Genomic DNA, 11,493 nt, shown 5'->3' with positions numbered 1-11,493 from the left:
GTTTACAGTCCTGAAGTCAAAGAGATAAACAGCGGTAGCGACAGGATACACAGAACCGAGCTTAACAGCAGCACGGCTTCAGCATCAGGAGACTGGACGCCGAAGCGGTTGCCGAAGACCACGCCGAAGAAGCCGGCGGCCAGGGCAATCATCAGGATCGCGGTAATGGCAATGGAACCGTGCAGACCAAGTAACATCACCAGAGCCCAGGCAATAAACGGCTGCACCAGCAGTTTTACGATGGTGGAAGTGGCGATCAGCGCATTGAGCTGCAGTTTACGTGCCGACAGGATCACCCCGGTGAGGAACAGCGCGGCGGCGGTGGCGGCCAGGCCCAGCGGTTTGATGGAGGCCAGCAGCATTTCCGGCATTTTAATGCCGATCGCGGAAAGCACCACCCCAAGCAGCGGGCCCCAGACGATCGGTTTTTTCACCGAACGCCACATCAGCACCGGCAGCATCGCCAGCGTAGAACCGCTGTTTTCACCTGCGGCGCGGGCTTTTTCACGTTCCAGAATCAGCAGGCAGAACGGGGTCATCAGTACCGAGCCGCAAGCGATAGAGACCGCCACCGACAGCGAGGTTGACGCGCCTTCACCCAGCACGCTGCCGAGGATCGGCAGACCCAACGCGGCATAGTTTGGCAGGGCGACGGTGAGGGTCAGCACCGCGGCATCCTGCGGTGTGCGTTTGAACACGCTGGTGGCGAGGAAGTAGATCGCGGCATAGGTGATCCACATCGCGCCGGTCAGCACCAGCACCAGCGGCGACTGGGCGACGATACCGGCCCACGGCGTTTGTACCGTGGCGCTAAACAGCGTGGCGGGTAAGGCAAAATCCATTACAAAGATATTGAGCAGGGAGACATTTTTATTATCTACCATCCCGGCCTTACCGGCCCAGAAGCCCAGCAGCATAATGACGAAAATCGGGGCAAGAGCATGAATAATCACATAAGTCATAAATCACCTGTAAATAAAATAGAGTACTGGCGCGATTGTTATTTTTTCTAAAAGCCGTCCCTTCCCGGAGCGTGTATTCCGCGCTCCGGGGGACAGCTTCCGGCAGGTTTTCTTCTACTACTTACGTACGAACGTCTTACCAGCTGGCGCGCATGCGATCGCGAACCAGTTGTGAGCTACGGCGGTTTTCCGCGCCCAGGCGGCACTTCAGCGAGGTATCTTTGCGCGCGTCAGCGATGGCGTCGCGCAGGGTACGGCTGACCAGCGACAGATCGCCTTCGTCTGGCGCATCCGGATTATTAATATCCAGAAGGGCGGAGAGCAGGCCGAGCGTCGCATAGTTGCTGACGTCGTAGGCCATCGGCGGGATCGTCGCCGCCAGTTTCTCCAGCGCCTCTACGGTACGCAGCGTAATGCGCGCCGCCGATTCTTTCCCCATCGCGTGGACCAGCACGCCGCTATCGTTAAAGGCGATCAGGCGGTTGGCCTGGTAGCCGTGGGCCAGAAACGCCCCGGACATCGCTTTTCCGACAATCAGGCCAATCACCGGGTGGCCGGCAAGACGGGCTTTGGCGTAGGCGCCTGCCGCCCCGGCCAGCGCCTGATGGATGCCGAAAGCTTCTTCGCGGCGGCCATAGGCCTGGCTTGGGACATCAATTACCGCGACGATCGGCCGTTTGACAGGCTGGTCGGCGTCAGCGGCGATGGTTTCATTGACCACTTTCGCCAGCGTCCAGCCTTCCAGCAGGCCGACTTCGCCGCCAGCGGCGCGCGGGTAGTGGTTGTTGGCGTCAGGCACCACGGCGATAAAGCGGAGGCTTTCACCATCAATCTGGCCATCTGCGACCTGCACCGAAGGGCACAGACCACTCATCAGCGGCGCATCGGGCGCCAGTTTATTCAGCCACAGCGCGGCGCGGTTTGGGAACTGATTCATTATTTATCCTCCCGGGCAAAAAGCTGTTTAATCTGCGCGGTATCCGCCTGCTGGCGGGTATCGAACTGGCTCAAGCGACGCAGATAATCGTCATAGTTGTCGCTACGGTGCTGGGCCGGTACGCCTTTGGCGATCGCCTCGTTCATTGCGGTTTTAACGGCATTAACGCCATCGTTAACCAGCGCGTCGACCAGCCCGCTGGCGGCGCGAATTTCACCCCCGGTCATGCTCCAGATAAACGGACGGTTGCGGGAGTCGTACTCTTCAATGCCGGCTTCCTGCTCGATAACCTGCGGGCCGTTGAGGCCGAGACGGGCTTCACGGGTGACGATAAGGTAGCTGCACAGCGCCGCGGCGATGGACATGCCGCCGAAGCAGCCGACGGTACCGGTAATAATGCCGACCACCGGGGTGTAGCGGCGCAGGTCGACAATCGCGGCGTGAATATCGGCGATGGCGGCCAGACCGAGGTTGGCCTCCTGCAGACGTACGCCGCCGGTTTCGAGGCACAGCACCGCCTGGGTCGGGATACCGTTGCGGTTATCTTCCGCCGCCAGCTCCAGCGCGGCGGCCATTTTGGCGCCGGAGACTTCGCCCATACTACCGCCCTGGAAGGTGCCTTCGATGGCAATCACCACCGCAGGTTGGCCGTTGATCGTGCCTTTGGCGACCACCATACCGTCGTCGGACTGCGGGACGATGCCCTGCGCGCCGAGCCACGGCGACATAATGCCTTCAAACGGATCCAGCAGTTCGCGGTAGCTGCCGTCGTCCAGCAGGGCGTGGGCGCGTTCGCGAGCGCGCAGTTCGATAAAGCTGCGATCGTTACGCATGAGCGGCCTCCTCAAAGACTTGTTCAATACGAATACGAGCGACGCCCGGCGTGGCGCCGAAGTCGTGGATAATCAACTGCCCGGCGGGCAGACCGTTGATCAGGTTCAGCCTGTCGAACAGCGCCTGCCAGCGCGCCTGGCTGTTATCCACGGAGGTGGTGATCTGTACGTTGAGCGTGGCGCTCTGTGCGGCGGTATAAAGCACTTCCATATCGCCTGAACCTACGACCCCTGCCAATGCTTTGCCGCTGAGGGCGCGGTTGGCAGGAAATGACAATGTAATCTGTTCCATAACATCCTCTGAATGCGTTAGCCGGCAACCCGGTCGAGAAACAGGGTGGCGGCAAGGAGATCGGCCGCGCCACCCGGCGAGGCGTTGTGCGCCAGCATCTGCGCATCAAGGCGCGCCAGCGCGGCGCGACCGGCGACGCTGGCGCAACCGCCCGCCGCCAGAACCTCGCGAGCGCCTTGCTGCATGGCGTGCAGGCCGTTCATGCCGGCGCGCGACAGCACGCAGGTATCGCTCAGCGAGGTCATGATGGCCATCAGCGCATCAAGGCGCGCCTGCGGCTCGCTGGCGCCTCGCGCCCGGCTCTGCTGCAGTTGCGGCAGCGCCAGGGTGGTAACATGCGGAAATCCGCGCTGCGCTTCCTCGCGTGCGCCCGGCACCTGCCAGCGGCGGCTGGCGCGCAGCCCCTTACTAAAGCTTTTCGGCGCGAAGCCGTCAGGCAGGCGGGCGAGGGCGGCGGCGGCGGCGGCGATCGCCTGTGATTGACCCTCTCCACCCAACATCGCCACCGCGCTGACCAGCAGGCCCAGCGCCCAGATAGCGCCGCGGTGGGTGTTAACTCCACCCGTCGCCATCATCATCTGCGCTTCACCTTCGCGACCGAGGCGGCCGACGGTTTCGCGCAGGGCGATATCCGCCGGACGCTGCCAGCTTTGCTGCGCCAGCGCGTGAAAGGTCGGCTGCAGACTGCGGGCGGAGCGTTCCATCAGGTTCAGATTAAGATCCTGATGCGCGCCGTTGCCGCGACTATCGACCAGGCCCGGTTTCGGACTCAGACGGGCTTCGTCAATCAGACACGCGCTGGCGGTATGCGCCAGCCAGCTGACGCGGCTTTCTGCGTGCAGGGGGGAGAGATTTTTCATTACCAGCTCCGGAATTTTGCCGGTGGGTTGTACAGTCCGTCGGACCACTCCACCAGGTCGGCGACGCTGCCGGCCGCCAGCAGCGAGCGGGTGGCATCGCTACGGCGAATGCCGATATCTTCCGGGTAGACCACTTTGCCGCTCTGGCGCAGGGCGGCGACGCGTTTGGCGTCCACCCCGAGGCCAATATCGGTGATCCCGGCCACCGCGGCGACCATCGCCCGGCGCTCTTCAAGGCTCTCCGCGCGGTACAGGTAAGCGATACCTTCTTCGGTCAGCACGTGAGTCACGTCATCACCATAAATCATCACCGGCGCCAGCGGCATGCCGGAGGTTTTGGCGACGTCGACCGCGTCGAGCGTTTCAACGAAGGTCGGTTTCACGCCGGCCTGGAAGGTTTCGACCATCTGCACCACCAGTTTTTTCCCACGCTGCATCGGGTCTGGTTCAGTGATCATATTGAGCCATGCCGGGGTGGCGTGGCGGCGACCGTGCGGGTCGTGGCCCATGTTCGGCGCGCCGCCGAAGCCGGATAGGCGGCCGCGGGTGACGGTGGAGGAGTTAGCCAAGCCATCAACCTGCAGGGTCGAACCGATAAACATATCTACCGCGTACTGACCTGCCAGCTGGCAGAAGGCGCGGTTAGAGCGCATTGAGCCATCCGGGCCGGTAAAGAAGATATCCGGGCGGGCGCGGATGTACTCTTCCATCCCCAGTTCGCCGCCGAAACAGTGCACGCTCTCCACCCAGCCGCTCTCGATGGCCGGGATTAAGGTCGGATGCGGATTCAGCGTCCAGTGTTTACAGATTTTGCCTTTCAGGCCGAGCTGTTCGCCGTAGGTGGGCAGCAGCAGTTCAATAGCAGCGGTATTAAAGCCGATACCGTGGTTAAGCGACTGCACCTGATGCTCCGCGTAGATGCCTTTGATCGCCATCATCGCCATCAGAATGTGTTCTTGCTTAATCAGGCGCGGGTCGCGGGTGAACAGCGGTTCAATGAAGAACGGTTTGTCGGCGACCACCACGTAATCAATCCACGAGCCGGGAATATCCACGCGCGGCAGATCGCATTCGTCGTCCACCAGTTCGTTGACCTGGGCTATCACAATGCCATCGTGGAAGGCGGCGGCTTCGACCAGCGCCGGGGTATCTTCAGTACTTGGCCCGGTGTACAGGTTGCCTTTGCGGTCGGCTTTATAGCCCGCGATCAGCGCGACGTTTGGCGACAGATCAACGTACAGGCGGGAGTAGAGTTCGATATAGGTGTGGATGGCGCCGATTTCGAGCAGGCCATCTTCCAGCAGCTGCGAAATGCGCAGGCTCTGGGTGCCGGAGAAAGAGAAATCCAGTTTACGGGCAATGCCTTTTTCAAACAGGTCCAGATGCTCGCTGCGCCCGACGCTGGGCATAATCATATGCAGGTCGTGAATTTTTTGCGGATTGACCTCGGCGAGCATGCGGGAGAGGAAATCAGCCTGTTTCTGGTTGTTGCCTTCCAGCACCACCCGATCGCCCGGGGCGAGCAGATTTTCCAGTACGCTGACCAGCTGGTCAGTGGGGATGACTTTGCCGGCGATCTTCGCTTCGGCCAGCCGCCGCTGTTTTTCCGTCCGGCGACGGTTCCAGACCCGCGCCGTCGTTTGTTCAGCATTCATTGTTAACCTCCTGATTCGACAAATCGTTTTGTTTGTCCTGGTGGAAGTTAGTGTGCGATGCGCGGCGCTGCGCATCAATTAAGCACGGCGGCTAATTGTTAGCTTTAGAGTAACGATTGGGTCTTACCGTTTGTGATAGGGATCAATAATACGAAAGGCGTAGTGGTCTAAGGGAAGAGCGCAGGTGAGGAAGCCGGCCGGTACACGGCCGGCCGTGGGAAGGGGTTATTCTTTACTGACATCACTTAATAAGAAAGCAATACTCTGACCGCCGCTGGTCTGCTCGAGGGCAATTTTGGCGATAATCGTCAGTGGCACCGACAGCAGCATGCCGACCGGGCCCAATAGCCAGCCCCAGAAGATCAAGGACAGAAACACCACCAACGTGGAGAGCCCCAGGCCACGTCCCATCACCCGTGGCTCCAGAATGTTGCCGAACACCAGGTTGACAATCAGGTAGCCGGCCAGGACCACCAGCGCCTCGTACAGCCCGCCAAACACCAGTACCTGCAGGATCGGCGGGATGGCCGCCAGCACGGAGCCAATATTGGGAATATAGTTGAGCGCGAAGGCCAGCAGTCCCCACATGAAAGCGAAGCGCACGTCCAGCAGCACCAGCATGCCCCAGACCACCAGGCCGGTCACCAGGCTAATCGCGGTTTTCAGCACCAGATAATGCGACACGCTGTCGATGGCCCGCTGAATGGCGCCCATCCCTTCAACCGGACGGGACATCAGCTGTTGCAGCTTGGCGGGAAGCTGGGGGACCTCCAGCAGCATAAATACCACCGTCAGCAGCAGCAGAAAAATCGAGGACATCGCGTTCGACAGCTGAGTGAGCAGGCTGGTGACCAGCGTCATCACCGCGTTAGGATCGATGTATTTATTCAGCTCCACCACCGAGACGGTGAACCCCATGCGCTGCAGCCAGGGGGCGATGGTTTGCATCGGCTCGTAGAGATAGTTGCGATATTGCGGTAAGGTGCGCGCCAGCTCGTTAAGCGAGGTCCCCAGCGAGGCCAGCAGCACAATGGCCAGCATGACGATGAGGCCAATCAGCATCGAGATCGCCAGCACGCGCGGGACCCGGCAGCGGACCAGCAGTTGTACCAACGGATTAATGATCACCGCCAGAAAGAGGGCGAGAATAAAGGGGACAATAATGTCCGCCGCAAAGCGAATGCCGGTAAGGATGATCACCAGCATGCCCAGCATGATGACCATCTTTAATCCGTTAAGTGTAATAATGGGTTTAGCCATAGGTCCCGACCTCAATCTTCCTTGCCTATTAACAGGTTGCGTTACATTAGCATAATGACGTTTTTTTGCAGAAAAAACGCATTGAAGCAAAACGGCGGCGTAAAGAATTGCAAATTCTTTGAATTAAATGTAGCACTATGCTACAAATTTATCTGTGTATAACTACTGAGGACAATTTTCATCCGCAACGGACGAGAAGCAACACCGCGGATAATTGTAATTTTATGGACAATCAGTTCAGGATGTATATTTTAAACCACCCCGCAGTCTCTCTCTCTTTTTCCCGTTTTGCCGGCGAGCAGCACTGGCATTCGGCGCTATAGTCACCTTCTCTCTGCCTGAGCTGGCGCCAAGCGCACAGCGAAATCTACGTCAGAAATTTTCCTGTTTACGCCTCGCGTAAACGGTAATGGATTATATTCTCAAGCAGGAGAAGGGATCATGTTTTATTGGATTTTATTAGCTTTAGCTATTGTTGCTGAAATTACCGGCACCTTGTCGATGAAATGGGCGAGCGTGAGCGGTGGTCATACCGGTTTTATTTTAATGCTGGCCATGATTGCTCTGTCATATATTTTTCTTGCCTTTGCGGTTAAAAAAATTGCCCTGGGTGTGGCCTACGCGCTATGGGAAGGGATCGGCATTTTGCTGATTACCGTGTTTAGCGTGCTGTTGTTTGATGAAAGCCTGTCGCCGCTGAAGATCGCCGGCCTGACCACCCTGGTGGTGGGGATCGTCTTAATTAAGTCCGGCACCCAGAAAAAAGCGTCGTCAAAGCAGGAGGTGGCCCATGCAGCAGTTTGAGTGGATCCACGCCGCGTGGCTGGCCGTCGCCATCGTGCTTGAAATCATTGCCAACGTCTTTTTGAAGTTTTCCGATGGCTTCCGCCGCAAAGTCTACGGCATCCTGTCCCTGGCGGCGGTGCTGGGCGCGTTCAGCGCCCTGTCGCAGGCGGTTAAAGGGATCGATCTCTCGGTCGCCTATGCGCTGTGGGGCGGCTTCGGTATCGCGGCGACCATCGCCGCCGGCTGGGTGCTGTTTGGTCAGCGCCTGAATAACAAAGGCTGGGCGGGGCTCATCCTGCTGGTGGCCGGCATGGTGTTAATTAAACTCGCCTGACGTCTCGCCGCCTGCAAAGCCAGGCGGCAAAACAGGTCCTCTGTAGTATGCTTAACTCAAGATCAGCCCCTCGCTGATAGTGTGCCTGGTGACGATGAGGACTGCGCATGTTCACTGCTTTCGGCTGGCGGAAAATTCCTTCCGCCAGGACGTTGTCAATAATGATATTCCTCGCCGGCCTTGGACTCACCGCGTCGGTCATTTCTCTGCTGTATCTCTCACAACACCTGATTGCCAGCAAATCTAATGAAATCGATCAGCAGCGTTCGGTGCTGTCGGTGGAAGGGGCGGTACAGACCTCGGTCAATCGGGTGCTGTCGCTGGTGCTGGACAATGCCATCTGGGATGACGCGGTAACGCAGACCTACGCCCCGTCACTCGATCAGAAATGGCTGTACGATTCCTGGGGATCAGGCTTCAAAATCAATAACCTGTACGATGGCACCTTTGTCCTCGATGAACATTATCGTATCCTGTGGGGCGCCTTTCAGAGCCAGGTGCTGCCCCGGACTGACCTCTCATTTCTAGGGGCTGGCCTGACCAGTCTGATCCACACTCATGCGCAAGCATTGCGTGAGGGAAAAAACGCCTTTGCCGGTATCACGCGCACGGAGGCCGGGATCGCCTTTGTCGGCATCGGCCTGATACGCCCAACGACAGGTCGGCTTCAGGTATTTGATGCGACGCGGCGCTATCTGGTGATAACCCGGCATATCAACCCCCAACTGCTGGAGCGCCTGGGTGACACCTTTCAGATTCGTCATCTGCATCTCGCCGAGGGTCCTGGCGCCTACCGTATTCCGCTGCGAACGCAGGCGGGTGAGGTGCTGGGATACCTGGCCTGGCAGCCGCGCCTGCCTGGCGCTGAAGCGGCGCAGGCCTCGTCAGGCAGCATGGGACTGATCGCCGGGGTGGCGGCCAGCCTGATCCTGCTGTTTATCCTTTTTAGCAGTTTGGGCATGTATAAGCTGGCGCGCGGGGAGCGTCAGGCGCGGGAGATAGCCATGATTGACTGGCTGAGCCGTCTGCCTAACCGGCGAGCGCTTCTGCTGCGGTTAAGCCAGGTATGCGAGACGGGGAAACACGATATTCAGTGCGTGGTGTTTATCGATCTGGATGGTTTTAAGGACGTCAATGATAACTATGGTCATGATGTCGGCGACGCCCTGATCCGCCATATCGCCAGCGCCCTACAGACGCGGGTACCGACGGGGGCCATGCTGGCGCGGATGGGCGGGGATGAGTTCGCCATGGCGGTGAGCGGCGCAAAGGCGATTGACCGGGCGGCGGCGTTCGCCTGGGCAGCGCTGGAGCTGCTGAAAGCGCCAGTGACGCTCAGCAAACGCAAAATTTATATCGGCGCCAGCATTGGCATCGCCAGCGGCGCCCCGGCGGAATGTTCCAGTACCGAGCTGTTTCGCCGGGCGGATATCGCCATGTACCACGCCAAGAAGAGCGGGAAGGGGCGGACGGCCTGGTATGACGATGCGCTGGATGCCGTGCGGCGTCATCAACTGATGATTGAGAACGGCATCCGCCAGGGGCTGGAGCAGGATGAATTTGAGGTCTGGTATCAGCCGGTGGTCGATGCCGATACCCTGGCGATGACCGGCGTGGAGGCGCTACTGCGCTGGCCGCGACGCCCGCAGGGGGCGCTGGCGCCGGATGCGTTTATTGCCATCGCCGAGAGCAGCGGCCTGATTGATGCCCTCGGGCAGTTCGTTCTGCAACGCGCCTGCAGCGACCTGCAGCCGGTGGACGATCTCCTTTTGTCGGTGAACATCTCGCCAGCGCAATTTCGCGACCCGGCTTTTGAACACCGGGTGATGAAGACCGTCGCGGCCTGCCGCTTTCCGCCGTCGCGCCTGCAGGTGGAGGTGACGGAGAGCTATGTGCTGGAAAATCCGGAACGTTCGCAGGCGGTGGTGGAGAATCTGAAGGCCCAGGGTATTGCCGTGGCGCTGGACGATTTTGGCACGGGCTACTCAAGTATTGGCTATTTACGCCGCTTTCGCTTTGATAGCCTGAAGATCGACAAATCTCTCGCCGGGCGGGTGGACAGCGATGAACAGGCGGCGGAGATGGTGCGCGGGACGGTGCGCATTGCCCGCGCGCTGGGGATGACGGTCGTGGCGGAGGGGGTTGAGGATCCGCAGCAGCTGACGCTGCTGCGGCGGGCCGGCTGCGACCGGCTTCAGGGGTACTATTTCAGTAAACCGATGCCGATCGCCGATCTGCTGCAGCGGCGTCAGTCGCAGGGGTGATTACTCTCCGGCCAGTGCTTCCAGCTTATCGCGAAAGCCGGTAACCGAAATGGCGCGGTTGTCAGCCCGCCAACGATCCTGCGGACCGGGAGCGGAGCTTTGCACGGCGATCACTTGCCAGCCGTCCTCCGTTTTCAACAGCAGCGGCGACCCGCTGTCACCTGGCAGCGTATCGCACTGATGCGACAGCACGCTGTTTTGCGCCCAGCCGGTCACGATGCAATCCTGATGGCTGTACAGATTATCCAGATGATCCTCCGGATATCCCGATTGGGTCACTTTACGGTCCGCTGCCTTCAGCGCAGCGGTGAGATCGGCCTTGCTACCCGGGAAGAGTGGGATCGGCGTGATGCCCGAGGGAGCATAGCGCAGTACGATCAGGCCAAAATCTGACGGCGCCGCGGCGGAGGGCACGATCCAGCCATCGCCATCGGCCTTCAGGCGCTTACCTAAGGCCGGATCCACTCGCCCTTCAATGCCGTGAATTTCATATACCCAGCCGCCCTTGCGCGAAATAAAGCGCAGAGCAACCGCTTTGTCCGGTTTGCCGCGCGGAGGCGTCAACAGACAGTGGCCAGCGGTCAGCGCCAGGTGAGGGGAGATAAGCGTCGCTGTGCACAGATTGCCGCTGGCGGTTTCCAGTTGGCCGATCGCATCCCACGGGCTTTCCTCGGGGTGGCTCACCGCTTTTCGGTCATCATGGCCGAAAAACAGCGTCTTAATATCTTTGGCGCTCAGTCCGCTATCATCGGCATGTGCGCCCAGAGGTAACAGATAAAATGAACACAGCAATAACAGAACGTCTCTACGCATATCACTCTCTGGGGAGGCTATGATGTCTATTGACAGTAGCAGGAGATTTAAGTTTTTGAAAGTAAACAATAATTCTAATCAGACCAAACCGCTGCCATCAGGCGAGGCGGGCTGACGCTGCCGCTGGCAAAACCGTCTGATTTCAAACGGTTAATGCCAGCTGATTGCTTTAGCTATTTCCGCAGAAAGCGACGTCCGACGCAACAAAATTCGTGTATCAGAACGTACTGAACCCGGCGAATAATTCATCAGTCTGGCATTGAGATTATTCCTGGTTTGCCAGCGATTCGCTGAAAAATAATGCGCTTACCCGCCAAAACTTCACCAGAATTCGCACTTCTTTACGCCTCTCGTAATTATTTTCAATGCGAAACATTTTCTCACCGAAAACGTTGTTACCGTCACTCCGCCGTTGAGTAAATAGAGAGGTAATACCGGCGATGATAGCCTGAATTCTATTTCCCCGACGTTGGGAGGGTATATGTCTAAAAAAGGTA

Annotated in this window: 11 protein-coding genes and 1 pseudogene; 3 read left to right on the top strand and 9 right to left on the bottom strand. The window is 58.9% G+C overall.

Annotated elements, in window-relative coordinates; translation table 11 throughout:
- Nucleotides 1–2: 2 nt before the first annotated feature.
- The 7 genes from N438_RS04010 to N438_RS03980 all read right to left on the bottom strand — a co-directional run bounded on the left by N438_RS04010 (nucleotide 3) and on the right by N438_RS03980 (nucleotide 6,799).
- On the bottom strand, nucleotides 3–962 hold the full coding sequence (locus N438_RS04010; protein WP_022066047.1) for an AEC family transporter: 960 nt from the start codon (nucleotides 960–962) through the stop codon (nucleotides 3–5).
- A 136-nt stretch (nucleotides 963–1,098) separates the two neighbouring features.
- Nucleotides 1,099–1,899, bottom strand: a complete 801-nt coding sequence (gene mdcE, locus N438_RS04005; protein ID WP_063105625.1) for a biotin-independent malonate decarboxylase subunit gamma — start codon at nucleotides 1,897–1,899, stop codon at nucleotides 1,099–1,101.
- Entirely contained in the window at nucleotides 1,899–2,732 is an 834-nt protein-coding gene (locus N438_RS04000) for a biotin-independent malonate decarboxylase subunit beta (protein ID WP_012541866.1), read from the bottom strand. The genes mdcE and N438_RS04000 overlap by 1 nt, the downstream gene beginning before the upstream one ends.
- Nucleotides 2,725–3,024, bottom strand: coding sequence for a malonate decarboxylase acyl carrier protein (mdcC, locus tag N438_RS03995; RefSeq protein WP_012541865.1), 300 nt, complete (start codon nucleotides 3,022–3,024; stop codon nucleotides 2,725–2,727). Before mdcC ends, N438_RS04000 begins: the two co-directional genes overlap by 8 nt.
- 17 nt (nucleotides 3,025–3,041) lie before the next feature.
- Nucleotides 3,042–3,884 carry a triphosphoribosyl-dephospho-CoA synthase gene (locus N438_RS03990; protein ID WP_116696096.1) on the bottom strand — a complete coding sequence of 281 codons (843 nt, stop codon included), beginning with the start codon at nucleotides 3,882–3,884 and terminating at the stop codon, nucleotides 3,042–3,044.
- Nucleotides 3,884–5,539: a malonate decarboxylase subunit alpha gene (gene mdcA, locus N438_RS03985; RefSeq protein WP_022065717.1), complete on the bottom strand. Its 1,656-nt coding sequence runs from the start codon at nucleotides 5,537–5,539 to the stop codon at nucleotides 3,884–3,886. The genes N438_RS03990 and mdcA overlap by 1 nt, the downstream gene beginning before the upstream one ends.
- A 225-nt stretch (nucleotides 5,540–5,764) precedes the next feature.
- Nucleotides 5,765–6,799 (bottom strand): AI-2E family transporter, encoded by a 1,035-nt coding sequence (locus tag N438_RS03980; protein ID WP_008805030.1) that lies wholly within the window; start codon nucleotides 6,797–6,799, stop codon nucleotides 5,765–5,767.
- A 441-nt stretch (nucleotides 6,800–7,240) separates the two neighbouring features.
- Here N438_RS03980 and kpnE point away from each other — a divergent pair, with 441 nt between their 5' ends.
- Both kpnE and kpnF read left to right on the top strand, forming a co-directional pair.
- Nucleotides 7,241–7,603, top strand: coding sequence for a multidrug efflux SMR transporter subunit KpnE (gene kpnE / locus N438_RS03975; protein ID WP_008805029.1), 363 nt, complete (start codon nucleotides 7,241–7,243; stop codon nucleotides 7,601–7,603).
- On the top strand, nucleotides 7,590–7,919 hold the full coding sequence (kpnF, locus tag N438_RS03970; RefSeq protein ID WP_008805028.1) for a multidrug efflux SMR transporter subunit KpnF: 330 nt from the start codon (nucleotides 7,590–7,592) through the stop codon (nucleotides 7,917–7,919). The genes kpnE and kpnF overlap by 14 nt, the downstream gene beginning before the upstream one ends.
- Nucleotides 7,920–8,007: 88 nt before the next feature.
- Here kpnF and N438_RS28695 read toward each other — a convergent pair.
- Nucleotides 8,008–8,121, bottom strand: a pseudogene (locus N438_RS28695) (hypothetical protein); the annotation flags it as partial.
- On the opposite strand from N438_RS28695, the gene N438_RS03965 reads away from it, so the two are divergent.
- Complete coding sequence (locus tag N438_RS03965; protein ID WP_227507345.1) at nucleotides 8,081–10,183, top strand: bifunctional diguanylate cyclase/phosphodiesterase; 2,103 nt, start codon at nucleotides 8,081–8,083, stop codon at nucleotides 10,181–10,183. The pseudogene N438_RS28695 and the gene N438_RS03965 overlap by 41 nt on opposite strands.
- Here N438_RS03965 and N438_RS03960 read toward each other — a convergent pair whose 3' ends face one another.
- A complete protein-coding gene (locus tag N438_RS03960; RefSeq protein ID WP_012968314.1) occupies nucleotides 10,184–10,996 on the bottom strand; it encodes a serine protease in 813 nt (270 codons plus the stop codon).
- Nucleotides 10,997–11,493 lie beyond the last annotated feature (497 nt).

It is taken from the genome of Klebsiella sp. GL120222-02 (assembly GCF_003097195.1).
Lineage (GTDB): Bacteria > Pseudomonadota > Gammaproteobacteria > Enterobacterales > Enterobacteriaceae > Klebsiella > Klebsiella variicola.
The sequence above is the reverse complement of the archived record's forward strand: the minus strand, read 5'-3'. Positions and strand labels throughout refer to the sequence as shown.

Coding starts and splice junctions, on each gene's coding strand:
- N438_RS04010 (WP_022066047.1), bottom strand. CDS start 962: ATGACTTATGTGATTATTCATGCTCTTGCCCCGATTTTCGTCATTATG.
- mdcE (WP_063105625.1), bottom strand. CDS start 1,899: ATGAATCAGTTCCCAAACCGCGCCGCGCTGTGGCTGAATAAACTGGCG.
- N438_RS04000 (WP_012541866.1), bottom strand. CDS start 2,732: ATGCGTAACGATCGCAGCTTTATCGAACTGCGCGCTCGCGAACGCGCC.
- mdcC (WP_012541865.1), bottom strand. CDS start 3,024: ATGGAACAGATTACATTGTCATTTCCTGCCAACCGCGCCCTCAGCGGC.
- N438_RS03990 (WP_116696096.1), bottom strand. CDS start 3,884: ATGAAAAATCTCTCCCCCCTGCACGCAGAAAGCCGCGTCAGCTGGCTG.
- mdcA (WP_022065717.1), bottom strand. CDS start 5,539: ATGAATGCTGAACAAACGACGGCGCGGGTCTGGAACCGTCGCCGGACG.
- N438_RS03980 (WP_008805030.1), bottom strand. CDS start 6,799: ATGGCTAAACCCATTATTACACTTAACGGATTAAAGATGGTCATCATG.
- kpnE (WP_008805029.1), top strand. CDS start 7,241: ATGTTTTATTGGATTTTATTAGCTTTAGCTATTGTTGCTGAAATTACC.
- kpnF (WP_008805028.1), top strand. CDS start 7,590: ATGCAGCAGTTTGAGTGGATCCACGCCGCGTGGCTGGCCGTCGCCATC.
- N438_RS03965 (WP_227507345.1), top strand. CDS start 8,081: ATGATATTCCTCGCCGGCCTTGGACTCACCGCGTCGGTCATTTCTCTG.
- N438_RS03960 (WP_012968314.1), bottom strand. CDS start 10,996: ATGCGTAGAGACGTTCTGTTATTGCTGTGTTCATTTTATCTGTTACCT.